Below are 23,233 nucleotides of genomic sequence, written 5' to 3'. Positions count from 1 at the left end.
GGGCTTGCGCTGGTATGAAGGAGTCATGACAGCGTCAACGACCCGCTCGGTGATCCTCACCGTGGACGACGATCCCGGCGTTTCCCGGTCGATCGCCCGTGACCTCCGCCGTCGGTACGGCGAGGAGAACCGCATCGTCCGGGCGGAGAACCCGGCGCAGGCGCTCGACGCGCTGAAGGAGCTGAAGCTCCGGGGTGAGCCCGTCGCGCTGCTGCTGGCCGACTACCGGATGCCGCAGATGTCCGGCATCGAGTTCCTCGAGGCCGCGATGGACCTGTTCCCGCTCGCCCGGCGCGTGCTGCTGACGGCGTACGCCGACACCGACGCCGCGATCCAGGCGATCAACGTGGTCGACCTCGACCACTACCTGCTGAAGCCGTGGAACCCGCCGGAGGAGAAGCTCTACCCGGTGGTCGACGCGATGCTCGAGCTGTGGCGGTCGACCCCGGAGCCGTCCGGCGACGAGACCCGGGTGATCGGGCACCGCTGGTCGGCGCCGTCGTTCGCGGCCCGCGACTTCCTCGCCCGGAACGCCGTGCCCTACCGCTGGCTGAACGTCGACGACGACGAGGCTAAGCGGCTGCTCGACGCCGCCGACGTCGACGGGACGACGCTGCCGGTCGTGATCACGCCCGACGCCACGGTCATGGTCGCGCCGTCGGAGGCCGAGCTGGCCCAGAAGGTCGGTCTGTCGACAGCCCCGGCGAAGGACTTCTACGACCTTGTCGTGGTCGGCGGCGGTCCCGCCGGGCTCGGTGCGGCGGTGTACGGCGCCAGCGAGGGCCTGCGGACCGTGCTGGTCGAGCAGCTGGCGACCGGTGGTCAGGCCGGCCAGTCGAGCCGCATCGAGAACTACCTCGGCTTCCCGGACGGGGTGTCCGGTGCGCAGTTGACCGACCGAGCCCGGCGGCAGGCGGTCCGATTCGGCGCCGAGCTGCTGACGACCCGGCAGGTCGTGGGGCTCGAGACGCTCGGCAACGCGCGCCGGCTGCGGTTCGCCGACGGGAGCGAGATCTCGGCGCACTCGGTGATCCTGGCGACCGGCGTCTCGTACCGGACGCTCCAGGCCCCCGGCGTCGACGACCTGTGCGGCCGCGGCATCTACTACGGCTCGGCGACCACCGAGGGTCCGGCGTGCGCCGGCGCCGAGGTGTACATCATCGGCGGGGCGAACTCCGCGGGTCAGGCCGCGGTCTATTTCTCCAGGCATGCCAAGCGTGTGCATATGCTGGTACGAGGACCATCGCTCACCGCGACGATGTCGTCGTACCTGATCGACCAGATCGATCAGATCGACAACATCGAGGTGCACACCTGCACGCAGGTCGTTTCCTGTATGGGCTCGGAGCACCTGGAACACCTCACCTTGCTGAACAGCGAGACCGGGGAGAAGCGCGAGGTGGACACGGAATGGATGTTCGTGTTCATCGGCGCGGCGCCGCGGACGGACTGGCTGCCCGGTGACCTGCTCCGCGACGACCGAGGATTCGTGCTCACCGGACCGGACCTGCCCGGCAGACCTCCGGGCTGGCCGCTGGAGCGGGAGCCGTACCACCTGGAGACGAGCATGCCCGGCGTGTTCGCCGCGGGTGACGTGCGGGCCGAGTCGGTCAAGCGCGTCGCCTCGGCCGTCGGTGACGGTGCGATGGCCGTGACACTGGTGCACCGATACCTGGAGATGCTCTGATGACCGACCAAGCGGTGAAGCGGCTGACGCCCGACGAGCTGCGCACGCTGTTCCTCTTCGAGAGCCTCACCGAGGAGCAGCTCCAGTGGCTGTCCGACGCGGGGCACGTCGAGGACGTGCACGACGGGACCGTCTTCAACGAGGGCGACGAGGCGACCTGCTGCTACGTCCTGCTCTCGGGTGAGCTTCGCCTGTGCAAGCGGTCGCACGGCGAGCTGGTGGAGATCAACCGGACCCGGCAGCGTGGTGTGTACGCCGGCGCGTTCAACGCGTTCTTCGGTGCCGCCGACCACAAGTCGTACACCGCGACGATGCTGGTCACCGAGCCGTCGGAGTTCTTCGTCATCAGCGCCGAGAGCATGGCGACGATGATGAACACCTGGTTCCCGATGGCGGTGCACCTGATCGAGGGCTTCGTGATGGGCATGCGGCGGACCAACGAGACGCTCGGTGAGCGGGAGCGGTTGCTCGCCCTCGGCTCGCTGTCGGCCGGTCTGACGCACGAGCTGAACAACCCGGCCGCCGCCGCGGTCCGGGCGGCCGCGACCCTGCGGCAGCGCGTGTCCGGGATGCGGTCGAAGCTCGCGATGCTTGCCGACGGCACCCTGGACGCGACCAAGCTGCACCAGATCGTCGCGCTCCAGGACGACGCGGTCGAGCGGCTGGACAAGACCAAGGACAAGGACATCCCGCCGCTGGAGTTGTCCGACCGCGAGGACACGCTGACGGACTGGCTCGACGACCACGACGTGCAGGCGAGCTGGGACGTGGCGCCGGTGCTGGCGTCCGCCGGGCTGGACGTGCCGTGGATGGAGAACGTGCTCGAGGTGGTCGGGCCGAAGTACCTCGAGGGCGCGGTGCGCTGGTTGATGTACACGATCGACACCGAGTCGCTGATGAACGAGATCGACGACTCGGTCACCCGGATCTCGACGCTGGTCGGCGCCGCCAAGCAGTACTCGCAGATCGACCGCGCGCCGTACCAGACCGTCGATCTGCGCGAGTTGCTGAAGTCGACGCTGGTGATGATGTCGGGCAAGCTGCAGGGCTACGAGGTGGTCAAGGACTTCGACCCCGAGTTGCCCGCGATCCCGGCGTACGCCGCGGAGCTCAACCAGGTGTGGACCAACATCATCGACAACGCGGTGAGCGCGATGGGCGGATCCGGGACGCTGACGCTGCGCACCCGTCGCGACGGCGCGTACGCGGTCGTCGAGATCGGCGACACCGGACCGGGGATCCCGGAGGAGATCCGGCGCCGCATCTTCGAGCCGTTCTTCACCACGAAGCCGATCGGCGAAGGCACCGGCCTGGGCCTCGACATCTCCTGGCGCATCGTCGTCAAGAAGCACCACGGCGACCTGCGCGTCGAGTCCGAGCCCGGCCACACGGTCTTCAAGATCGTCCTCCCGCTGGAGCCCGAGCGAGAACTCGAATCGGACCCGGCACTGCTGTCCTGAGCAGCGAACCGCTCCCCACCGCCGCGGTGGGGAGCGGTGTTGTCTACGGCAACCAATCGAGGATCGCCGAGAGCGCGGCCTGGTCCACGTGGCCGGCGTCCTGGTAATCGGCCCATCGTCGACGGGCCGGCGCGCGGAGTTCAACGCGTACGTCGATCGTGAGGGAGCCGATCCGGTCGCGGACCTCGTCGGGTACCGCCAGCACGGGATCTGGCTGACCGAGGCCGAACTCCACCAGCTCATCGAGGGAATGCGCGCGGCGATCCTCCCGGCGTTGTCCAACGAGGCCGCACCCGGCAGATCCCGGTACCTCCTCAGCCCGATCCTCTTCCCGGTAGAAGACGACACCTGACCCCGAGGCGGCGAACCGGAGACAAGAAATGGTGGATGGGGACCTGTTATTACCTGTCTCAGCCCACCAGTTCTGGTCTCCGCCTGGCTGATCCCTGGTCGTGGCGGGCGGGTGGTGCGGGTCAGCGGAGGGCGGTGCCCTGGGTGTGCGTCAGGAGGGTCAGGTCTTCGCGGGTGGGGAGGGATTCCCAGTCGCCGTACGCCGTGACGCAGAAGGCGCCGGAGGTGGTGGCGCGGGTGAGACGCTCCTCGGGGGAGAGGTTGTCGAGGGTCGCCGACAGGTAGCCGGAGACGAAGGCGTCGCCGGCGCCGATGCTGTCGACGACGGTCACCGGAAGTGCGGGAGCGTGGATGGTGCCGTCGGCGGTGTGCGACCAGGCGCCCTTGCCGCCGGCTGTCACGACGACGGTTTCGACGGTGTTGAGCAGGTCGGCGACCGGGTCGTCGGCGTCCGTGAGGAGGTCGAGTTCGTCGTCCGAGGCGAAGACGGTGTGGACGTCGGGGAGAAGTTCCCGCAGCGCGCTGGCTGCTGAAGCGCGGGACCACAGCCGGGCGCGGTAGTTCACGTCCAACGAGACCCTTGCGTTCGTTGCGCGTACGGCGGCGAGGGTCGCGGCTCGCGCCGAGGAAGAGAGGGCCGGCGTGATGCCGGTGACGTGCAGGAGGGTCGGCGCCAGTTCGGCGACGGCGGCCGTGGTTTCGTCGGCGGTCAGTGTGGAGGCGGCCGAGCCGCGGCGGTGGTAGCTGACGCGGGTGATGTCGTGCGACGGCTGGTCAAATGCGATGAAGCCGGTGAACGCCTCGTCGGAGAACCGGATCCGGGTGCCGACGTTCTCGGCGCGGAGGGTGCGCTGGATCAGCCGCCCCGGCTCGTCGTTGCCCACGGCGCTCAGCCAGGTGACGTCGTGCCCGAGGCGCGCGACGCCGATCGCCACGTTGCTCTCGGAGCCGGCGATCGACAGATGCGCGTCGCCGCCGAGCCGCATCGGGCGCGCGGTCCGTACCGAGACCATCGTCTCGCCGATGGTCAGCAAGTTAGTCATTCCACTACTCCGTTCACTACTCCGCGACATCCCGAAGGCCGGTCCGCTTCCGCACCCGTCACATTTGCCTGGTCCACCAGCCAAATGCCGGGTTGTACACCGGTATTCAGGGTGCAGAACCCAGCATCTCCCTGGTCAACCAGGCAAATTGGCTGGTCTGCCAGGCGAATGGGTCGGGGGTCAGAGGTTGAGTTCGGTGCGGAATCTGGCGGCGCGGATCGCCAGCTCTGACAGTGAGCCGCCGGTGCCCGCGTCGCCGAGCAGGGGGGAGCCGACACCGACCGCGAGCGCGCCGGCCGCCAGATACTTCGGCGCGGACTGTGCGTCCACGCCGCCGACGGCGATCAGAGGCGCGTCGGGAAGGGGAGCCCGGAGCTCGGAGAAGTAGCCGGGGCCGTACACCTTGGCCGGGAAGATCTTGACCGCGGTGGCGCCGAGGTCCAGCGCGGCGACGACCTCGGTGGGAGTCAGCGCGCCGCACAGCAGCGGCAGGCCGAGCTCGACCGAGCGGTGCGCGCCGCGGGTGATCGCCGGCGTGACGGTGAAGTCGGCCCGCGCGGCGGCGACCTCGTCGGCCTGCGCCGCGGTGACGACGGTGCCGGCGCCGATCAGGATGTCCGGGTCGTACTGCGATCGTGCGCGGGCGATCGCCTCGACCCCGCCCGGTGTGGTGAGCGAGACCTCGAGCGCGGTGACGCCGGCCTCGACGAGGGTCTGGACGCAGGCGAGTGCGGTCTCCGCCCCGTCGGCGCGGACGATCGCGAGCAGTTTCCGGCTCCGGAGTTCTCCCAGCAGGTCCATGTTCTCCAACCTATGTGATCAGCGTGGACATAGGACGTCCCATGAGCTCTGGCGTGGACGCCGAATGTGTGGCTAAATTTCGAAGTGAACAACCGCCCCGTTGTTTACTTTCAGGAGGCATCCGCTCATGCCTAGGTTCAAAGCCCTCGTAACGGCGCTCGCGCTGGCCGCGCTCATCGTCCCGGCACCGCCCGCCGCCCAAGCCGCCGTGACCCAGACCGTGCTGTTCGACAAAGGGGACGCCGGCTACGGCTGCTACCGCATCCCCGCGATCGTGAAGACCAAGGCCGGGACGCTGCTCGCGTTCGCCGAGGCCCGCCGCGCGTGGTGCGCGGACTCCCAGGAGATCGACCTGGTGATGCGCCGGTCCGAGGACGACGGCCGCACCTGGTCGGCGACCCAGACCGTCCTGTCCGGCACCGACACCGACCCGAACGCGGTCGCCACGCGGGGCAATCCGGCCCCGATCGTCGACTACGAGACCGGCCGGATCGTGCTGCTGAGCACGATGGACCCCGGTACGACGAGCCGCCCGCGCACGCCGTACGTCCAGGTCAGCGACGACGACGGGAAGACGTGGAGTACGGCGCGGAACATCGGCGACCAGATCGACGACCCGGCCTGGGGCTGGTACGCGACCGGCCCGGTGCACGGCATCCAGCTGACCCGCGGCGCCCACGCCGGCCGCCTTGTCGCCGGCACCAACTACGACAACGGCGCCGGGCAGAACGCCGGCCAGCTCGTGTACAGCGACGACCACGGCGTGACCTGGCACAAAGGCGCGACGGATCTGCGGTCGGACGCCACGCCGCAGGAGATCAGCGTCGTCGAGAAGGTCGACGGCGGGGTGTACGCCGGTGCGCGCAACAACGCCGGGACGTCGGGAGCGAGCCGGATGGCCGCGGTGAGCAACGACGGCGGTCAGACGTTCTCCGCGCCGTTCACCACGATCGCCGGCCTGACGACGCCAGTCGTCCAAGGCTCGCTGCAGCGCCTCAAGGCGGTCGACCGAGGCGACAAGTACAACCGCATCCTGTTCGCCGCTCCGGCCGATCCGGACCGACGCCGGTACATGACGATCCGGTCCAGTTTCGACGAGGGCAAGACCTGGCAGACCGTTGCCGAAGGCACCAGGATCACCAGCTACTGGTCCGGCTACTCCGACCTGGCGATCCTCGACACCGGCGAAATCGGCCTGCTCTACGAGGGCGGCTCGGTCGACGCGCGCGACCAGATCCGCTTCGCACGCTTCACCGAGAACGACATCGGCCACCCCGACGCGCCCCTCGGCCCGACCACCCCGGACGTCTCGGGCTACGGCAACGCCAGCTACCTGCGCGGTGGAACGACGGCAGTGACCGGCAAGTTCGGCCAAGCGCGAGATCTGGATGGGGTCGACGACGCGATCCAGCTGCCGTTCGCCGAGTCCCTGGCCACGAACGCGGGTGATTTCACGGCGATGGCGTGGATCAAGTACGGCGCGAGCACGGCCAATCAGGCGATCTTGTGGGCGTACGGGATCAACGAGTTCTCCCAGTTCTGGCTCCGCGCCGAACCCGCGGACAGTCGTATCCGCGGCCTGATCACGACCGGCGGCGCCACGGCCGCCGTACAGACGACGAAGGCCTACAACGACAACGCCTGGCATCACGTCGCTCTGCAACGCAAGGCCGGCACGCTCTCGATCTGGGTCGACGGCACCCAGGCCGCGAGCGTCACGGCGCCGACCGGCTCGGTCAGCCCCGGGCGTCCGTTCAAGATGTACGTCGGGCAGCGCCTCGACGGAGCACACCACTTCGACGGCTCGATGGACGAGGTCCGCATCTACAAACGGGCCCTGACCGCCACCGAGCTGAACAGCATCCGCACCGCCAACAGCACCTCGGTGCCCGACGCCGTCCTCGATCTGCCGCTGGGGTGACATCACACTGGCCTGGCGGACGCGGTCAGCCGCCAGGTCAGTTCACCACTCGCGGGGACGACCGCAGCGTCGTCCGGACCGGCGGTCGCCAGGTCGAACACGCGGCCCAGCATCGGCTCGACGCCGAGACTCCGGTACGGCGCGTCGTTCGGGAAGCCGCCCTGGTTGCGCCACAGCGCGGTGGAGACTGGTTGTCCCGGGCAACTCAAGGTCAGGCTGAGCTCGGCGCCGCGATCCTGGACCGAGACCGCCGGGCAGTCCAGCAGGACGGCGCCGACGGCGGTGCCGTCCGTAGCGCCGTACGTGTCGAGGTCGAGAGGAGTCGGCCAGACGGCCGTCACCCACGGCGCATCGGCCGGCCAGGCCCAGGGAAGGAGAGGGGCGGACTCGGGGTACAGCCTGCACTCGGTCCCGGGCACAGGGGAGATGACGGCACCTTCGGCACAGTCGAGCAATGCGTGAGCGGCCCAGATGAACCGGTAACCCGGAGCCGCCTCGAGGTGGTAGTCGACGGCGACCGTGTCGGTGCCGGAGGTGACGGTGCGGGTCAGGATCGCGCCGTCGTACACCACCGACCCGTCCCACGGCTGGTTCCACAGGCCGCCGTGATCAGGTTCGCCGCGAACGGTCGGGAAGCATTCGTCGAGCCCGCCGGCGTCGATGAAGGTGGCCAGACCTGCCCGGGAGCCGGTGATCAGACCCGGACCTGCCCACAGCCATTCGCGTCCCGCGAGGTGCAGGGAGGTCCATCTGCCGCCGTCCTGGGCGTCGACCGTGACCAGGCGGCCGGCGCCCTGCTCGGTCACCATTCGGCGAACGATCCGTCGTCGTGGGTCCACAACGGGTTGCGCCACGTGTGACCGATCCGGTCCGCGGCGCGGACGGCGTTTTCGTCGACCGTGATTCCCAAGCCGGGCAGGGGATTCCACTCCGCGTGGCCGTTGACCCAGGTGAACGGCGCCGGATCCACGACGTACGACGTGAGGTCGCTCGTCACGTTGTAATGGATGCCCCTGCTCTGCTCCTGGATCAGGAAGTTCGGGGTCGCGAACGAGACCTGCAGGGACGCCGCCAGCGAGATCGGGCCGAGCGGGCAATGCGGCGCCAGCAGGGCCCCGTGCGCATCCGCGAGGACGGCGATGCGGCGCAGCTCGGAGATCCCGCCCGCGTGCGAGACGTCGGGCTGCACGACGGCGACGCCGGCGTTCAGCGGCGCCATGAAGTCGGCCCGGTGGTACAGCCGTTCTCCCAGGGCGACGGGCACCGTCGACGTCGTGACGACCTCGGCCAGATGCGCCATCTGCTCCGGAAGCACCGGCTCCTCGACGAACAGCGGCTGCAGGTCCTCGACCGCGTGCAGGATCCGCCGCGCCGCGGCCACGCCGACCCGTCCGTGCAGATCGATCGCGACGTCCCGGGAGTCACCGAGAACCGAGCGAGCAGCGGCCAGCCGGGTGACGATGTCGTTGACCTCGGCAACGGACGGGGACGCCTGGATCTGCCCGCTGGCGTTCATCTTGACCGCCGTCATCCCGGCCGCCACCTGCTCGGCGACCGACTCGGCGATGGCGGACGGCTCGTCCCCGCCGACCCATGCGTAGACGCGGACCCGGTCCCGGACCCGCCCACCGAGGAGCGCCGCGACGGGCGCGCCGTACACCTTGCCGGCGATGTCCCAGAGTGCGTGGTCCAGTCCCGCCACGGCACTGCTCAGCACTGGGCCGCCGCGGTAGAAGCCGCCCTTGGTCAGCACCTGCCAATGCCGCTCGATCTGCAGCGGGTCCTTGCCGATCAGGTACTCGGCCAGGACGTCGATCGCGGCGCGGACGACCTCGGCGCGTCCTTCGACGACCGGTTCACCCCACCCGACGACGCCGTCGCTGGTCTCGATCCGGCAGAACAGCCAGCGCGGCGGGACGAGGAACGTCTCGATGCGTTCGATCTTCACCGGCGCCGCCGGGCACGGGTCGAACCACGGACCTCGGTGAGGTCCTCGGCCGCCTTCGCGAGCAGTTCCCGCATCGCGAGCTCGGCGCCCTCGGGGTCGTGGGCGCGGACCGCGTCCACCACCCGCCGGTGGCTGGGCACCGGGTCGTCCGAAGGCTTCACCTTGTGCACCAGCCGGTCGCGGTCGGCGAGCCCGGTCTCCATGATCACTTCCATCTTGGTCAGCAGTTCGTTACCGGTCGCGGCGAGCAGCGCCCGGTGGAAGGCGAGGTCCGCGGTCACGGCGGCGAGGTCGTCGGTCGCCGACTCCATCGCCGCCAGTGCCTCGTCGAGCGCGGTGAGGTGGGTGTCGTCCGAGCGCAGCGCGGCCAGCCGGGCGGCGGCCGGCTCGACGATGCCGCGCACCTCGTGCAGTTCCTCGAGCAGCTCGGGCCGGGCGTCCGCGTCGCTGAAGTGCCAGCGGATCATGTCCGCGTCGAGCAGGTTCCAGTCCGAGCGCGGCCGGACGAACGTCCCGCGCTTCTGCCGTGCGTCCACCAGGCCTTTGGCGGTCAGCACCTTCAAGGCCTCGCGGACCGCGGTGAGGCTGACGCCGAGGTCGGACTGCAGTTCGGTGACGTTGATGGTCGCTCCCTCCGGGATCTGCCCGGACAGGATGCGTTGCGCCATCACCTCCACGATCTGCCCGTGCAGTCCCCGCGGTACCCCACGCTGAATCCCCGTCACCCTGCTCTCCCTCACGCCGAGTCCTTCACGGCGGACCATCCGCCGTCGACCACCAGGCTGGTCGCGGTGACGAACGACGCCTCGTGCGACAGCAGGAACGCCACCGCCTGGGCCACCTCGTCAGGCTGCCCGAGCCGCTTGAGTGCCGTCGCCTGGGCGCTCTGCTCGCGCCCTTCGGTGTCGACCCGGTCCCACATCGCGGTGACGACCGGGCCCGGAAGCACGCTGTTCACGCGGATCGACCGGCCGTACTCGACGGCGAGCTGCCGTCCGAGCGCGACCAGCGCGCCCTTCGTCGCGGCGTACGCCGGATGCCCGGGCAGGCCGGCCAGGGCGTGCACCGACGACACCAGTACGACGGAGCCGGCGCCCGCGACAAGGTCGTCGTACAGGGCCTGGAAGCCGAGGAACGCGGCGGTCAGGTTGACGTCGAGCTGCCGCTGCCAGGACGGCGGCGGCAGTTCGTGGGCCGGCTTCACGTCGACGACGACCGCGTTGCTGACCAATCCGTCGATCGGGCCGAGCTCGTCGCGCCCGCGGGACCGGACCTCCGCCCAGGTGTCCGGCGACGACACGTCACCGATCACGCTGATCGCCTTGCCAGGCACGTCCTTGCAGGGGTGTACGTCGACCTGCACCACCTGCGCGCCCTCGGTCAGCGCCCGTTCGGCACAGGCCGCGCCGATCCCCGACGCGGCTCCGGTCACCACGATCACCCGCCCAGCCAGCCGCACCAGCGCCTCCTTCGATCCGCTCCTACCCAAGCACGGAGGCAGGCCGCTTCCAACGATGAACGAGGCATCAGTTGATCGTGACGCCCGTGTCGCGTCAAGCGATTTGCTCGTAATTTACGAATTAATATTGACACCTGCGACGCGCCGCCGCAAGATCGTCCGCAACACACCACTCACCCGACTGGCATCGCCGGCCGGGCAGATCTCAGGAGTTAGGGCATGACGGGTCTGGCAGCGGATCGACGCACATTCCTCAAGGGGCTCGGGCTGCTCGGGGCGGCCACCCTGGTCCCCGGGTGCGCGACGTCGTCGAAGAGTCCGGGCAGCGGCAGTGCCGCCACCGGTGAGGTCGCACTGCAGTCGAACCTCTCGAGTGAGCAGGCCAAGGCCGCGATGGAGAAACTCGTTGCCGCGTACAACAAGACCGGCGGTTCGCAGGTCAAGCTCAACACGGTCGCCGCGGAGATCTTCCGGACCCAGCTGCCGACGTACCTGACCTCGGCGAACCCGCCGGACGTCTACACCTGGTACGCCGGTTCGGTTGCGGATTCGTACGCGAAGAAGGACCTGCTGCTCGACGTCTCGAGCGTGTGGGACTCGATGGGCAACTACTCCAAGGCGATGCAGACGCTGTCCACGAGCAGCGCCGGGCAGAAGATCTTCGTGCCGACCAGCTACTACTGGTGGGGCATTTTCTACCGCAAGTCGAACTTCGCCAAGTGGGGCGTGACGCCGCCGAAGACCTGGGACGAGTTCGTCGCGGTGTGCAAGACCATCCAGAGCAAGGGCGTGCCGCCGATCGGTATCGGGCTCGGCGACACCCCGTGGGTCGCGTCGGCGTGGTTCGACTACCTGAACATCCGGATCAACGGCGCGCCGTTCCACCGGCAGCTGCTGGCCGGCGAGGGGAACTTCACCGACCCGAAGGTGAAGGCGGTCTTCACCAAGTGGCGTGAGGTGCTGCCGTACTTCGACCCGAAGGGCAAGTCGTTCCCGTTCCAGGAGGCGACGTCGGCGCTGCTCGCGGGCAAGACCGGGATGTTCCTGATCGGGACGTTCTTCGCGGACTCGGCGCCGAAGGACGCGCTCGACGACATCGACTTCTTCCAGTTCCCGATCATCGATCCGGCCGTGCGGGTGGCCGAGGAGGCGCCGACGGACGGGTACTTCGCCTCCAAGAAGGTGAAGGACGTCGACGGCACGAAGAAGTTCCTGACCTGGCTGGCGACGGCCGAGGCGCAGGAGATCTACGTCCAGAACTCCTCCGGCACGGTCATCCCGGCGAACCCGGACGGGAAGGCCGCCGACACCCCGCTGGTGAAGAAGGGCAAGGCGATGATCGAAGGCGCCGCCGAGATCACCCAGTTCTTCAACCGCGACTCGAGTGACGCGCTGCAGCCGACCGCCGACGCCGCCCTCACCAAGTTCCTCGACAAGCCGGACCAGATCGACCAGATCCTGAAGGACTGGCAGGCCGCGGCAGAGAAGGTCTTCAAGGCTTGACGTCCTCCCCGCACGCAGGGCGGGGATTCCAACTACTACGCGGAGGTAGCGTGTTGAGGTTCACGCTTCGGCGAGACCCGTGGTGGCGTCTCTTGGCGTGCGCTGACGGCCCGTCCGGCCGCGATGTTGACTGCCGCGTTCACGTCGGCGTTGGCAAGATGTCCGCAGGCAACACACCGGAAGATCGCTTGGCTCTTGCGGTTCTCCGGCGCGCAATACCCACAGGCGCTGCAGGTCTGCGACGTGTACGCAGATTTGACTTTCTCGACTCGTCCAATGGCTTTGTGCTGCAGGCGGACGACCATTTCGCCCCATCCGTTGGCCAAGATGCCTCGAGACAGGCCCGCCTTTGCGCGCCGCCGGTTCGGCAGATACGCACCTGGCCGATCGTGGTCGGGGATGGGTTTGGGGCGACGGGTCATCTGCATGACGCGCAGGTCTTCCACGCGGATGAGGTCGAAGCGTCGGGCGAGGTCGGTGCTGATCTTCTCGACCCAGTCCTTGCGGCGGTCGCGGGCACGAGCGTGCAACTTGGCGATCGCGTCCTTCGTCCGCCTGCGACGGTTGGAGCCGCGACGACAGCGTGCGAGTCGGCGCTGCAGTCGCTTGAGTCGATCCCGCTCGCGGTCCGAGAGGCCCGGGCAGGTCAGGAGTTCGCCGGTGCTCAGTGCTGCGGAGACGGTGATGCCGCGGTCCACGCCGACGACCTCGCCTGTACCGGGTGCGGGGATCGGCTGCGGGATCGCTGTGAAGGCGATGTGCCAGCGGTGGGCCCGATCGCGGGTGATGCGGTACGACTTCGCGTCCGGGACGGCGCGCGACAGCCGCAGCCGGACCCAGCCAACTTTGGGCACGTTGACCTCGGCCCACTTCCGGTTCCTTTTGGCTACCCGAGAAGCCTGGAGACCAACGATGCGGAACCCTTCGCGGTGGCCGGCTTTGCGCCAGCTCGGACGCCGGTGGGTTCCGCCGAAGAAGTTCTTCACCGCCTGCTGGAAGTCGCGCAATGCCTGCTGTTGAACGGTCTGCGACCCGGCCCTCAGCCAGTCGAACGCGGCTCGCGCCTCAGTCAACTGACGGCACTGCGCAGCAAAGCCTGGCGTCGGCCTCTGCCCGCGGGTCCACATCGACCACTGTTCAAGAGCCAAGTTCCAGACATACCGCGCATGCTTGCAATGTTCAAGCAATGCAGCTTCCTGCGCGGGAGTCGGGTAGAGCCGGAACCGGGACACGCCATCTATCCAATCAGTCGGGACCGACAGTTCCCTGTCCTCGAAGGGAGGCAGTCGCGGTTCGTCCCCACCCTGGAGAAAGGGGCTACCCCGCGACAACTCAGGTGACGTCCATAGTGAGCGAGACCGAATCACCCCCTCGCCGTACCGGTGGGAGAGCAACACCCGTTCCCCGCCGACCGTCCCGCGGCGGTTCGCGACGCGTCGCACCCTTGATCCTGGCGTTTGTCCTGGTGCCGTTTGCGGTTGAGGCCGTTTGGGTGTTCTGGCCCGCGCTGCAGGGGTTCTGGCTGGCCTTGACCAGTTGGGACGGGTTGTCGGCGCCGCGGTTCGTCGGGTTCGGAAACTTCTCCGACATGGTTTCCGATCCGATTTTCCGGACCGCGTTGAAGAACACGGCGATCTGGCTGGTGCTGTTCGGCGGGCTGAGCGTCGCGGGCGGCTTCGGGATGGCGTTGCTCCTGCAGCGCGAGCGGCGCGGCGTCGGGATCTACCGGGCGGCGCTGTTCACCCCGGTGGTCTTCAGCCTGGTCGTGACCGCGCTGATCTGGCGGGTGTTCTACCAGCCGGACGGTCTCGTCGACACCGTTTTCCGTACCGTCGGCCTGGGCAACTTCGTCCGCCCGTGGCTGGCCGACCCGGACACCGCGTTGTACGCCGTCATCGTGCCGGCCCTGTGGCGCCAGATCGGGTACGTGATGGTGCTGTACCTGGCCGGCCTGAAGGCCGTCGACCCGGCGCTGTACGAGGCCGCGAAGGTCGACGGCGCGTCCGCCTGGCAGCGCACGCGCTACGTCACGATCCCGCAGCTCAAGGGCGTGAACTCGGTCGTGCTGTCGGTGATCGTGATCGACTCGCTGCGATCCTTCGACATCGTCTGGTCGATGACGAAGGGCGGTCCGTACCACTCGTCCGAACTGCTCAGCACCTACATGTACTCGACCGCGTTCCAGTCCACCCAGCTCGGGTACGCCTCCGCGCTGGCGGTCGTGATCTTCCTGCTCGCCCTCGCCGTCATCCTCGGCTACCTGATCCGCGCCTTCCGGGAGGAAACGTGATACGGCGTACCGGCTACCACGTCGCGATGGGGCTGATCTCGTTCCTGTGGGTCGCGCCGATCCTGTGGGTGGTGGTGATCTCGTTCCGTTCGTTCGACGACGTCGCGGCGAACGGGCTCGGCTCGCTGCCGCACTCGTTCACGTTCTCGACGTACAAGTCGGCGTGGGAGGACGCGGACGAGTTCCGCGCGCTGATCAACAGCCTGCTGGTGACGATCCCGGCCGTCCTGCTGAGTCTCGGGCTCGCCTCGGTGGCGGCGTACGGGCTCGCGCGCTACAGCATTCCGTTCCGGCGGACGATCCTGTTGCTGATGTTGATGGGCAACCTGCTGCCGCCGCAGATCCTGCTGATCCCGATCTCGCGCTTCGTCGAGCTGATCGGCTACTACGACACGCTCATCGCACTGATCGCGGTGCACGTCGGGTTCGGGCTGGGCTTCTACACGTTCGTCCTGCACGGATTCATGCGCGACCTGCCGCGCGAGATCCAGGAAGCGGCGACCATCGACGGAGCCGGGCCGGGGAAGATCTACTCGGCGGTGATCCTGCCGCTGACCCGGCCGGCGCTGGCGGCGCTCGGCGCGCTGTCGTTCACGTGGATCTTCAACGACCTGTTGTGGTCGATCACCGTGATCCGCTCCGGCGACAAGATGCCGGTCACGCCGGCGCTGCTCGGCCTCCAAGGGCTGTTCGTGTCGTCGTGGAACGTGATCGCGGCGGGCACCGTGATCGCCGCCGTACCGACGGTCGCGGTCTTCCTCCGCTTCCAGAAACACTTCGTCGGCGGTCTGGCGATCGGGGCCGTCAAGTGAGGACCTGGTGGCTGCGCGGCACGACGACGTCGTACGTCGTCGGTGTGCCGGAGCACGGGCAGTGGGCGCAGCTGGTCGCCTGGGGACCTGGTCCGGCGCCGGTCGAGGTGGTCGGGACCGAGCACTTCGTACCGCGAGCCGATGTCGAGCCGCTGGAGTACGCCGTACGGGGCGTCCGCTACACCGCCCCGGTCGACCTGGTGGTCAGCGGACCGGACGGTTGCGACGAACTCCGCCCAACCTTCACCCACCCGATCCACGCCACCCGCCCCGCCCATCTGCCCCACGCCCCCACGGCCATTTCAGGGGTTAACCCCCGCCCAGGCCGGTTCACCGATCGCATGCAGCCGGGGGAACCGGCAATGCGAGCGGTTCACCCCTCAAATGGTCCTGGGGAGGACGGTGTGGGGCCGGCGGGCGAGGTGGGGGTGGGGGAGGAACTGGGTCTGGAGTTCGTCGACGAGGTGCGCGGGCTGGGGGTCGTATTGCACTACCGGATGGTCGGCGACGTGGTGGAGCGGTGGGTTTCCGTGCGCAACGACGGGACCGAAGAGCTCACGCTGCATCGGCACGACTCCGCCGGGTTCGTGGTGCCCGTGGGGAACACGGTCAAGTACTTGTGGGGCGAGTGGAACAGCGAGTTCCAGCAGGCGTCCGTGACCCTGCCGCGCGGACGGTTCACCATCGGGAGCGCGCAGGGGATCACGGGGCATTCGTATTCGCCGTTCCTCGCGACGGACGGGGACGTGGCGTACGGCGTCCAGTTGGCGTGGTCCGGGTCCTGGGAGATGTCCGCCGACGTCGACACCACCGGCCTTCTCCGCATTCAGGCAGGCCGGAGTGCTTCGAGCCTTGGTACGCGGCTGGGTCCGGGCGAGATCTGGGAGTCGCCGAAGGCTGTCGGGGCTTGTAGCGCCGAGGGTCCTGACGGCCTGGCTCGAACGTTCCACGAGTACGCGCGGGCCGGGTCGCGAAAACGTGTTCCGAAGGTCCTGTACAACTCGTGGTTCGCGACCGAGTTCGACCTGCGTGCCGAGCATCAGCTCGAGCTGGCGCGGCGGGCGGCGGGGATCGGCGTCGAGACGTTCGTGGTGGACGACGGGTGGTTCGTCGGGCGGTCCGACGACACCGGCGGGCTGGGCGACTGGGAGGTCGACGCGGCCAAGTTCCCTCGTGGGCTCGACGGTTTCATCGCCGACCTGCACGGGTTGGGGCTCGATTTCGGTCTGTGGATCGAGCCTGAGTCGGTCAGCCCGACGTCGCAGCCGGCGCAGGAGCATCCCGAGTGGATCCTCCGGACGTCCGGCCGCGAGCCGGTGCTGGTCCGCAACCAGTTGCTGCTCGATCTCAGCCGGGACGATGTTGCCGAGTTCATCTGGAGCACGTTGGATCGGCTGCTGTCGTCGTACGACATCTCGTATCTGAAATGGGATGCGAATCGGCCGCGGCTCGACACCGGGGATGTGCGGCGCGACGTCGACGGACTGGCGGTGAGGAATCTCTACGCCATTCTGGATCGGCTGCGGGCCCGGCACCCCGATGTGTCCGTGGAAGGCTGCGCAGGCGGGGGAGCGAGGGTGGACCTGGGCATGGCGGCGCGCGTCGACACGCTCTGGCCGTCCGACAACACGGCGCCGCTGGATCGGCTGAAGATCCAGCAGGGTTTCCGCACCGGGTTCGCGCCGCACCTGATGAGCTCGTGGGTGACCGATGCGGAAGGTACGCACGACGGCCGGCAGCGATCGCTCGATTTCCGGTTCCACGTGGCGATGGCCGGGGTGCTCGGGATCGGCGCGGACCTGTCGCGCTGGAACGACGAGCAGCTGAAGACGGCGGCGCGGCACATCGAGCAGTACAAGGGCTTCCGGGAATTGATTGCCGAGAGCAAGGTCTCCGGACTGGGCTCCGGTGTGCAGTACGTCGGACCGCGGAAGTCCGTGGTGTTCCTGTGGGAGACCGGTGACGGCAACGTGCGCGGCACACTGCCGACCCGGCCGCGGCGGGTGCCGCTGGCCGGGCTGGATCCGGCCAAGAACTACCGGGTGGGCGATCACACCTACCTGGGCAGCTACCTGCTGCAGGTCGGGGTCGTCGTCGACGGCTCCGCCGATTCGCACTGCCTGGTCGTCGAGTCGATCGACTGACCATCCGCTCAAACGGCAGCAAAGGAAAACGAAGATGCTCAGACGACTCCTGGGTGGGGTGACCGCGGCGGCGTTGCTGGCCGGCGCGCTCGCGGCCACGACCGGAGCTGTGGCGGCTCAGGCCACAGCTCCGGTCCTCAGCCCGACGCCCTACATGGGCTGGAACACGTACTACGGCCTCGGCGGCGACTTCACCGAGGACACGATCAAGTCGGTCGCGGACTCGCTGGTGAGCCGCGGACTGGCGAAGGCCGGGTACGACATCGTGTGGCTGGACGGCGGCTGGCAGGCCGACCAGTCCCGCAGTGCAGCCGGCGACCTGGTGCCGAACCCGGCCAAGTTCCCGAACGGCCTGAAGCCGCTGGTCGACTACATCCACAGCAAGGGCCTGAAGGCCGGCATCTACACCGACGCCGGCCCGTACATCCCGGGCAAGTGCGGTCTCGGCAGCGGCGGGTACTACCAGCGCGACGCGGACCAGTTCGCCGCCTGGGGTTTCGACGCGGTCAAGGTCGACTACCTGTGCGGTATCGCGGCGAACCTGGACCCCAAGACGGCCTACACCGAGTTCGCCCAGGCGCTGCGGAACAACGCCGGCCACCGGCCGATGATCTTCAACCTGTGCAACCCGGTGACGTCGCCGGACTGGGGCAACTACCCGGAGTCCCAGCAGTCGATCAACTCCTGGTCGTACGCGCCGACGATCGCGCAGTCGTGGCGGACCTACACCGACGTCGGGTTCCAGGGCGACATCAAGTTCAAGGACGTCCTGCGGAACTACGACGCGAACGCCCGGCACCCGGAGGTCGTGAAGCCGGGCGCGTTCAGCGACCCGGACTACCTGGCGCCCGAGCTCGGGATGAGCGACGAGGAGTTCCGAACGCAGCTCACGCTGTGGGCGGTGGCCGCCGCGCCGCTGGTGGTCGGCAGCGACGTGCGCAAGCTGAGCGCGACGACGATCGGGATGCTGACCGACCCGGAGGTGGTCGCGATCAACCAGGACAAGGCCGCTGTGCAGGCGGTGCGGGCCGGCGCGGCCGGTACGACGGAGACCTGGGTGAAGCGGCTCGCCGACGGCAGCCGGGCCGTGGTCCTGCTGAACCGGGGCGACAGCGCGAAGACCATCACCACCACCGCGTCGGCGGTCGGTCTCAGCGGTGACCGATTCACGCTCAAGAACGCATGGACCGACAAGGTGACCGAAAGCGGCGGCGTGATCAGCGCGGCGATCCCGGCGCACGGTACTGCGCTGTTCCGCGTCTCGGCGGCCCGTGGCGTCCCCGGGGTCCCGCACGTGACGGCGGGCATCCCGCAGGTGACCAAGGTCGGCACGGACGCGCAGCCCGAGGGTGCCGCGCCGGTGGTCGCGGGTGGCGACGAACTCACCGTGCAAGTTGCCGTCCGCAATGATGGGCTGATGCCGGTGTTCACCCCCGCCGTGACAGTTGCCGGCGGCACCGGGTGGTCGGTGAAGCCGTTGTCGAAGGCACCTGCTCTGATCGAGGGCGGCCAGCAGGCGACGTTCGGGTTCACCGTGACGCTGCCGGCCGGGGCCGCGCCCGGTACCGCGAGCCTGACGGCGACCACGACGTACCAGGCAATCGGGTATGGCACGCAGCAGCAGACGACTGTGCTGTCGCCGGTGGTCGTCGCGCCGGCGCCGCCGAGCGGGACCGTGCCGCTGTCGCATCATCAGTGGATCACCGCGACCAGCGGCTGGATGTCACCGACGATCGACGAGAGTGTCGGCGGCGGGAACCCGATCAAGCTCACCGGTACGACGTACGCGACCGGCATCGGTGTGGCGTCGCCGTCGCTGATCCGGTACTACCTGGGCAAGTCGTGCGCGCGGCTCACCGGCACCGTCGGCATCGACGACGTGGTGAGCAACGTCGGACCGGACGGCGGTACGTCGACGTTCCAGGTCGTCGGTGACGGCAAGGTCCTGTTCGACAGCGGCACTGTCGACCGCTTCACCCCGAAGCAGTTCGACGTCGACCTCACCGGTGTCCGCGTCCTGGACCTCCTCGTCGGCGACGCCGGCGACGGCGGCTACAACGACCGCGCCGACTGGGCCGCACCAACCGCGACCTGCTGACCACGATGTGCAGGGAGCGGTCTGCGAAGACCGCCCCCTGCACCTACTTCCAGTCGACCTCGGTCGACTTCAGCCAGGTCCAGCCGCGGGTGCGCCAGGCGGGAGACTGCTCAGCCAAGCGCGCGGCGTACATCGGCCAGTCAGTGGGGGTCTGGTGCGACCATCCCTTCTCGGCGGCGCCGGGGAGGCGGGGGAGGAGCATCAGTTCGAGGTCGTCGGGGCCGGTGATGGTTTCGCACCACATCGCGGCCTCGATACCGGCCAGCTGGTCGGTCGACGTCACGCCGGGGGTGTCCTCGACCGGGTCCCAGTCGATCCCGTCGCGGAGGGTGGCCGGGCCGTAGAACTCCAGCCCGAGCCGCTTGCGCGCCTCCTCCTGTTCCGGGTCGGACGACGCGTCGCCGTGCGGCCGGTCGAAGTACAACCAGGTGGTCGGCGAGGCGATCAGGCGCGCGCCGGCGGCGAGTGCCTTCGGGGCGTCGCCCTTCGCCTTCCGCAGGTGTTCGACGAGGATCGGCAGCAGGTCCGCCGGCGGAACCGGCCCGTTCCCGGCGTCCGCCGCGTCGAGGTCGATGCTGATCCAGTACTGCGCGACGTCGTCCGGACCCAGGTTCGCCCGGGCGATCTCCTGCCACCCGACGACGCGCTTGCCGCGCGCCCGCACCAGCGCGGCGGCCTTGTCGACGAACGCGGCGTGGTCCTCGTCCGCCATGCCCCACGCCTCGTCGCCGCCGATGTGCACGTACGCGCTCTGCGGGAACTGCGGGACGACCGCGTCCAGCACGTCCTCGACGAACGCCCAGGTCTCGGGGCGACCGGGCTCGAGCGCGTTCAGCGGAATCGCGTTGCCGTTGCCGAGATCAATCGTGCGCAGCTCGGCCGGGGCCAGCTCCGGGTACGCCGTGAACACCGCCGACGTGTGCCCCGGCATGTCGATCTCGGGGACGACGGTCACGTACCGGTCGGCCGCGTACGCCACCAGCTCGGCCAGCTCGTGGGTGCGGTAGTACCCGCCCGGACGGTCGCCGATCGCGCCCGCAGCGCCCACCCGCGTCAACTCGGGCCGCGACGGTACCTCGACCCGCCAGCCCTGGTCGTCGGTGAGATGGAGGTGCAGCACGTTGAGCTTGTACAGCGCGAGCATGTCGATGACCCGCCGTACCTCGGCCGGCGCGTGGAACGTCCGCACCACGTCGAGCGACAGCCCGCGCCAGGCGAACCGCGGTCCGTCGACGATCCGGACCGCCGGGAGTACCGCCGTACCGTCCTGCAGGTGGGCGGTGATGAGCTGACGCAGTGAGGTGAGGCCGCGGTGGACGGCTTCGGGAGTCGGGCCCCACACGCGGACGCCCTCGCTCGTGATCTCCAGCCCGTGGCGCTCGTCCACGTCGTTCCCGTCCGCGCGAACTCCGGCCGCGGACGGGATGTCGCCGAGGCCCTCGTCGCTGATCAGCACGGTGACGGCTGCCGGGGTCGCGTCCGGCGGGACCGTGGCCGCGTCACGGATGACCGGCGGGACGAGCGTGAGCCCGGTGTCGAGCCGGACCTCCCGGACGAACAGCGCGGCCGGCCCGGCGAGCTCCGGTGAGCGTACGGCGACACGGGATTCGCCACTCAGGGTGAAGGTTTCGTCGCTGGTGGTCGTCGTCGTGGGTGCGGGGATCACGGGAAGACTCATGCGACGATTCTGCGGCATCGCCGTCGCATGGGCTGGGTACCGGACCCGAATGGACACGCAACGGCTGCTGGAACAGGCAGAGCGGCTGTCGAAGGCGCTCACGCCCGGTGACCTCGACCATACACTCGAGCGCATCACCGCGGCGGCCGTCGAAGTGCTCGACGAGGTGGACCACGCCAGCATCACGATCCTGCACCTCGACGGTCGGCTGGAGACTGTCGCACCCACCGCCGACCTGCTGTGGGGCGTCGACGCGGCGCAGTACGAGCTGCAGGAAGGACCGTGCTACGACGCCGCGGCCGACGCGGTGCACGTCGTCTCGCCGTACCTCGCCGACGATCCACGCTTCCCGCGGTACGCCGCGACCGCCGTCGCCGCCGGGATCCAGGCCCAGGCGGGCATCCGGCTCTTCGACGCGCCGAAGTCGCGCGGTGCGCTGAACCTGTACGCGCACACGGCCGGCGCTTTCAGCGACCTCGGCGCACTCGGTGTGCTCTTCCAGCACCAGGCCGCGATGGCGATCGGGTATGCCCGGGAGATCCACAACCTGCAGGACGCCGTGCGCACCCGGGGCCTGATCGGCAACGCGGTCGGGATCATCATGGAGCGGTACCACCTGTCCGACGACCGCGCGTTCGCGTTCCTCACCAGGCTGTCCCAGGACGGCAACGTGAAACTGCGCGTGGTCGCCGAGCAGATAGTCGCCGGGACCGCCACCCACTGAGGCCGGCCAGACGGGTGCAGACGGCTACTGCGGATAGGGGACCGGGCCGGCCGGTGGCGGCCTGTGCTGTACGACGGTGGTCGCGCTCCGGGCGGTGCCGGTCACCAGGGCACCGATGGTGATGCCGATGGCCAGATTGATCAGCGCGGTGGCCACAGTCTCCCAGGAGCGTTCGGCCGCGAAGGGTGCGAGCACGGCGGCCAGCGTGGCGAGCATGACGACCCACTTGAAGAAACGGAGCGGACGGGGCGTCGACAGGATCAACAGGTGCACGAGGCCGGTCGCCACGAGGGCAGCACCGGCGGACACGGCGGCGTACGTCCAGGTATCCGCATCACCCCAGACGCCATCGCCCTTGGGAGCGAGCACCTCGAGGTCGAAGACACCACGGGCGAGCAGGATGCCGACGATCGCGACGAGGCCCGCAACGACAGCGGTGGCCGCTCCGCCCGCCCAGAGGCGGGCTGCGTTGACGCGCGGAGCTCGGTCGGCGGCTGGCGACGAAGGTGGCACGGTCATGCGTCGGACCCTCCTGTCGGGCGGCGTTGCCCAGACTTTGGCCACGGAGCGGCCGGGCCGCATCACTCGGGGCGGATGATTCGCCGATCCGCACGGGCCGGCCCAGGTGCCGTTCACCCAGTGGGGATGAGGCGACGGGCTTGTCGTCGGTCGAGGCTGCAGATGACGTACAGACCGACTTAAGGGAGCGCACGATGGCGACACTGACGGTGTGGAAGTTCGACAGCCCGACAGGAGCCGATCAAGCCGTCGGAACGTTGGAGTCACTGGCCAAACAGCAGCTCATCGAGGTGCACGACGCGGCGACTGTGTCGTGGCAGCCGGACAAGAAGAAGCCCAAGACCCGGCAGTTGCACAACCTGGCCGGTGCCGGGGCGCTGGGCGGCATGTTCTGGGGCATGCTCTTCGGGCTGATCTTCTTCGTTCCGCTGTTCGGCGCCGCCATCGGCGCCGCGACCGGCGCACTGGCGGGATCGATGAGCGACGTCGGCATCGACGACGACTTCATCAAGACCGCCCGCGACAAGGTCACCCCCGGGACCTCGGCACTGTTCCTGATGTCGAGCGGTGCCGTGCAGGAGAAGGTGAAGGCGGCCTTCGACGAGCGCGGGGTGAAGCCCGAGCTCATCGAGTCGAACCTGTCGGCCGAGCAGGAGGCGGAACTGCGCGAGATGCTCGCGCAGTAGCCGGTTCTCCGGACCGCATCGGCGGCGCCGGCCCCGCGTGACGACGCGGTGGCCGGCGCCGCCGCGCGCGACCGGCGACGACCTGTGGTCATACGGCAGGGATGACGAC

Annotated in this window: 20 protein-coding genes; 11 read left to right on the top strand and 9 right to left on the bottom strand. The window is 69.0% G+C overall.

What is annotated here, in order from left to right:
• Positions 1-25: 25 nt before the first annotated feature.
• The 3 genes from AB0L64_RS34135 (at position 26) to AB0L64_RS34125 (ending at position 3,499) form a co-directional block, all read left to right on the top strand.
• Entirely contained in the window at positions 26-1,687 is a 1,662-nt protein-coding gene (locus AB0L64_RS34135; RefSeq protein ID WP_355698599.1) for an FAD-dependent oxidoreductase, read from the top strand.
• Positions 1,687-3,147, top strand: a complete 1,461-nt coding sequence (locus AB0L64_RS34130; protein WP_363716987.1) for an ATP-binding protein — start codon at positions 1,687-1,689, stop codon at positions 3,145-3,147. The genes AB0L64_RS34135 and AB0L64_RS34130 overlap by 1 nt, the downstream gene beginning before the upstream one ends.
• A gap of 88 nt (positions 3,148-3,235) precedes the next feature.
• Complete coding sequence (locus tag AB0L64_RS34125; protein ID WP_363716985.1) at positions 3,236-3,499, top strand: hypothetical protein; 264 nt, start codon at positions 3,236-3,238, stop codon at positions 3,497-3,499.
• Positions 3,500-3,620: 121 nt separating this feature from the next.
• Here the strand turns inward: AB0L64_RS34125 and AB0L64_RS34120 are convergent, their stop codons facing one another.
• Entirely contained in the window at positions 3,621-4,541 is a 921-nt protein-coding gene (locus AB0L64_RS34120; RefSeq protein WP_363716983.1) for a sugar kinase, read from the bottom strand.
• 180 nt (positions 4,542-4,721) lie between these two features.
• Complete coding sequence (locus tag AB0L64_RS34115) at positions 4,722-5,342, bottom strand: bifunctional 4-hydroxy-2-oxoglutarate aldolase/2-dehydro-3-deoxy-phosphogluconate aldolase (protein ID WP_363716981.1); 621 nt, start codon at positions 5,340-5,342, stop codon at positions 4,722-4,724.
• A gap of 127 nt (positions 5,343-5,469) precedes the next feature.
• Here AB0L64_RS34115 and AB0L64_RS34110 point away from each other — a divergent pair, with 127 nt between their 5' ends.
• Positions 5,470-7,263, top strand: a complete 1,794-nt coding sequence (locus tag AB0L64_RS34110; RefSeq protein WP_363716979.1) for a sialidase family protein — start codon at positions 5,470-5,472, stop codon at positions 7,261-7,263.
• Between the two features lie 2 nt (positions 7,264-7,265).
• Here the strand turns inward: AB0L64_RS34110 and AB0L64_RS34105 are convergent, their stop codons facing one another.
• The 4 genes from AB0L64_RS34105 to AB0L64_RS34090 are packed head-to-tail and all read right to left on the bottom strand — an operon-like array spanning position 7,266 to position 10,670.
• Positions 7,266-8,072 carry a hypothetical protein gene (locus tag AB0L64_RS34105; RefSeq protein ID WP_363716978.1) on the bottom strand — a complete coding sequence of 269 codons (807 nt, stop codon included), beginning with the start codon at positions 8,070-8,072 and terminating at the stop codon, positions 7,266-7,268.
• Complete coding sequence (gene dgoD, locus AB0L64_RS34100; protein ID WP_363716975.1) at positions 8,066-9,211, bottom strand: galactonate dehydratase; 1,146 nt, start codon at positions 9,209-9,211, stop codon at positions 8,066-8,068. Before dgoD ends, AB0L64_RS34105 begins: the two co-directional genes overlap by 7 nt.
• Positions 9,208-9,936 carry a FadR/GntR family transcriptional regulator gene (locus tag AB0L64_RS34095; RefSeq protein WP_363716973.1) on the bottom strand — a complete coding sequence of 243 codons (729 nt, stop codon included), beginning with the start codon at positions 9,934-9,936 and terminating at the stop codon, positions 9,208-9,210. Before AB0L64_RS34095 ends, dgoD begins: the two co-directional genes overlap by 4 nt.
• An 11-nt stretch (positions 9,937-9,947) precedes the next feature.
• Entirely contained in the window at positions 9,948-10,670 is a 723-nt protein-coding gene (locus AB0L64_RS34090; protein WP_363716971.1) for an SDR family oxidoreductase, read from the bottom strand.
• A 219-nt stretch (positions 10,671-10,889) separates the two neighbouring features.
• Between AB0L64_RS34090 and AB0L64_RS34085 the strand changes: the two genes are divergently transcribed.
• Complete coding sequence (locus AB0L64_RS34085; RefSeq protein WP_363716969.1) at positions 10,890-12,173, top strand: substrate-binding domain-containing protein; 1,284 nt, start codon at positions 10,890-10,892, stop codon at positions 12,171-12,173.
• 35 nt (positions 12,174-12,208) lie between these two features.
• Here AB0L64_RS34085 and AB0L64_RS34080 read toward each other — a convergent pair whose 3' ends face one another.
• Entirely contained in the window at positions 12,209-13,405 is a 1,197-nt protein-coding gene (locus AB0L64_RS34080; RefSeq protein WP_363716967.1) for a transposase, read from the bottom strand.
• A 233-nt stretch (positions 13,406-13,638) separates the two neighbouring features.
• Between AB0L64_RS34080 and AB0L64_RS34075 the strand changes: the two genes are divergently transcribed.
• Genes AB0L64_RS34075 through AB0L64_RS34060 form a run of 4 tightly spaced genes read left to right on the top strand, consistent with a single transcriptional unit; the run spans position 13,639 to position 19,517 of the window.
• Positions 13,639-14,463: a sugar ABC transporter permease gene (locus AB0L64_RS34075; protein WP_363716965.1), complete on the top strand. Its 825-nt coding sequence runs from the start codon at positions 13,639-13,641 to the stop codon at positions 14,461-14,463.
• Positions 14,460-15,275 (top strand): carbohydrate ABC transporter permease, encoded by an 816-nt coding sequence (locus AB0L64_RS34070; RefSeq protein WP_363716963.1) that lies wholly within the window; start codon positions 14,460-14,462, stop codon positions 15,273-15,275. Before AB0L64_RS34075 ends, AB0L64_RS34070 begins: the two co-directional genes overlap by 4 nt.
• The gene (locus AB0L64_RS34065; RefSeq protein ID WP_363716961.1) at positions 15,272-17,419 is read left to right on the top strand and encodes an alpha-galactosidase; all 2,148 of its coding nucleotides are present in this window, start codon (positions 15,272-15,274) and stop codon (positions 17,417-17,419) included. The genes AB0L64_RS34070 and AB0L64_RS34065 overlap by 4 nt, the downstream gene beginning before the upstream one ends.
• A gap of 34 nt (positions 17,420-17,453) precedes the next feature.
• Positions 17,454-19,517, top strand: a complete 2,064-nt coding sequence (locus AB0L64_RS34060) for an NPCBM/NEW2 domain-containing protein (RefSeq protein ID WP_363716959.1) — start codon at positions 17,454-17,456, stop codon at positions 19,515-19,517.
• Between the two features lie 43 nt (positions 19,518-19,560).
• Here AB0L64_RS34060 and AB0L64_RS34055 read toward each other — a convergent pair whose 3' ends face one another.
• Positions 19,561-21,195 carry a family 20 glycosylhydrolase gene (locus AB0L64_RS34055; RefSeq protein ID WP_363716957.1) on the bottom strand — a complete coding sequence of 545 codons (1,635 nt, stop codon included), beginning with the start codon at positions 21,193-21,195 and terminating at the stop codon, positions 19,561-19,563.
• A gap of 49 nt (positions 21,196-21,244) precedes the next feature.
• Here AB0L64_RS34055 and AB0L64_RS34050 point away from each other — a divergent pair, with 49 nt between their 5' ends.
• Positions 21,245-21,919 carry a GAF and ANTAR domain-containing protein gene (locus AB0L64_RS34050; RefSeq protein WP_363716955.1) on the top strand — a complete coding sequence of 225 codons (675 nt, stop codon included), beginning with the start codon at positions 21,245-21,247 and terminating at the stop codon, positions 21,917-21,919.
• Positions 21,920-21,943: 24 nt separating this feature from the next.
• Here the strand turns inward: AB0L64_RS34050 and AB0L64_RS34045 are convergent, their stop codons facing one another.
• Positions 21,944-22,438, bottom strand: a complete 495-nt coding sequence (locus AB0L64_RS34045; RefSeq protein WP_363716953.1) for a DUF6069 family protein — start codon at positions 22,436-22,438, stop codon at positions 21,944-21,946.
• 194 nt (positions 22,439-22,632) lie between these two features.
• Between AB0L64_RS34045 and AB0L64_RS34040 the strand changes: the two genes are divergently transcribed.
• Positions 22,633-23,124 carry a DUF1269 domain-containing protein gene (locus tag AB0L64_RS34040; protein ID WP_355698630.1) on the top strand — a complete coding sequence of 164 codons (492 nt, stop codon included), beginning with the start codon at positions 22,633-22,635 and terminating at the stop codon, positions 23,122-23,124.
• The last annotated feature ends 109 nt before the right edge of the window (positions 23,125-23,233 follow it).

Origin of the sequence: Kribbella sp. NPDC051936 (genome assembly GCF_040680955.1) — a bacterium.
Taxonomy (GTDB): domain Bacteria; phylum Actinomycetota; class Actinomycetes; order Propionibacteriales; family Kribbellaceae; genus Kribbella.
The sequence above is the reverse complement of the archived record's forward strand: the minus strand, read 5'-3'. Positions and strand labels throughout refer to the sequence as shown.

Coding starts and splice junctions, on each gene's coding strand:
- AB0L64_RS34135 (WP_355698599.1), top strand. CDS start 26: ATGACAGCGTCAACGACCCGCTCGGTGATCCTCACCGTGGACGACGAT.
- AB0L64_RS34130 (WP_363716987.1), top strand. CDS start 1,687: ATGACCGACCAAGCGGTGAAGCGGCTGACGCCCGACGAGCTGCGCACG.
- AB0L64_RS34120 (WP_363716983.1), bottom strand. CDS start 4,541: ATGACTAACTTGCTGACCATCGGCGAGACGATGGTCTCGGTACGGACC.
- AB0L64_RS34115 (WP_363716981.1), bottom strand. CDS start 5,342: ATGGACCTGCTGGGAGAACTCCGGAGCCGGAAACTGCTCGCGATCGTC.
- AB0L64_RS34110 (WP_363716979.1), top strand. CDS start 5,470: ATGCCTAGGTTCAAAGCCCTCGTAACGGCGCTCGCGCTGGCCGCGCTC.
- AB0L64_RS34105 (WP_363716978.1), bottom strand. CDS start 8,072: ATGGTGACCGAGCAGGGCGCCGGCCGCCTGGTCACGGTCGACGCCCAG.
- AB0L64_RS34085 (WP_363716969.1), top strand. CDS start 10,890: ATGACGGGTCTGGCAGCGGATCGACGCACATTCCTCAAGGGGCTCGGG.
- AB0L64_RS34060 (WP_363716959.1), top strand. CDS start 17,454: ATGCTCAGACGACTCCTGGGTGGGGTGACCGCGGCGGCGTTGCTGGCC.
- AB0L64_RS34055 (WP_363716957.1), bottom strand. CDS start 21,195: ATGAGTCTTCCCGTGATCCCCGCACCCACGACGACGACCACCAGCGAC.
- AB0L64_RS34050 (WP_363716955.1), top strand. CDS start 21,245: ATGGACACGCAACGGCTGCTGGAACAGGCAGAGCGGCTGTCGAAGGCG.
- AB0L64_RS34045 (WP_363716953.1), bottom strand. CDS start 22,438: ATGACCGTGCCACCTTCGTCGCCAGCCGCCGACCGAGCTCCGCGCGTC.
- AB0L64_RS34040 (WP_355698630.1), top strand. CDS start 22,633: ATGGCGACACTGACGGTGTGGAAGTTCGACAGCCCGACAGGAGCCGAT.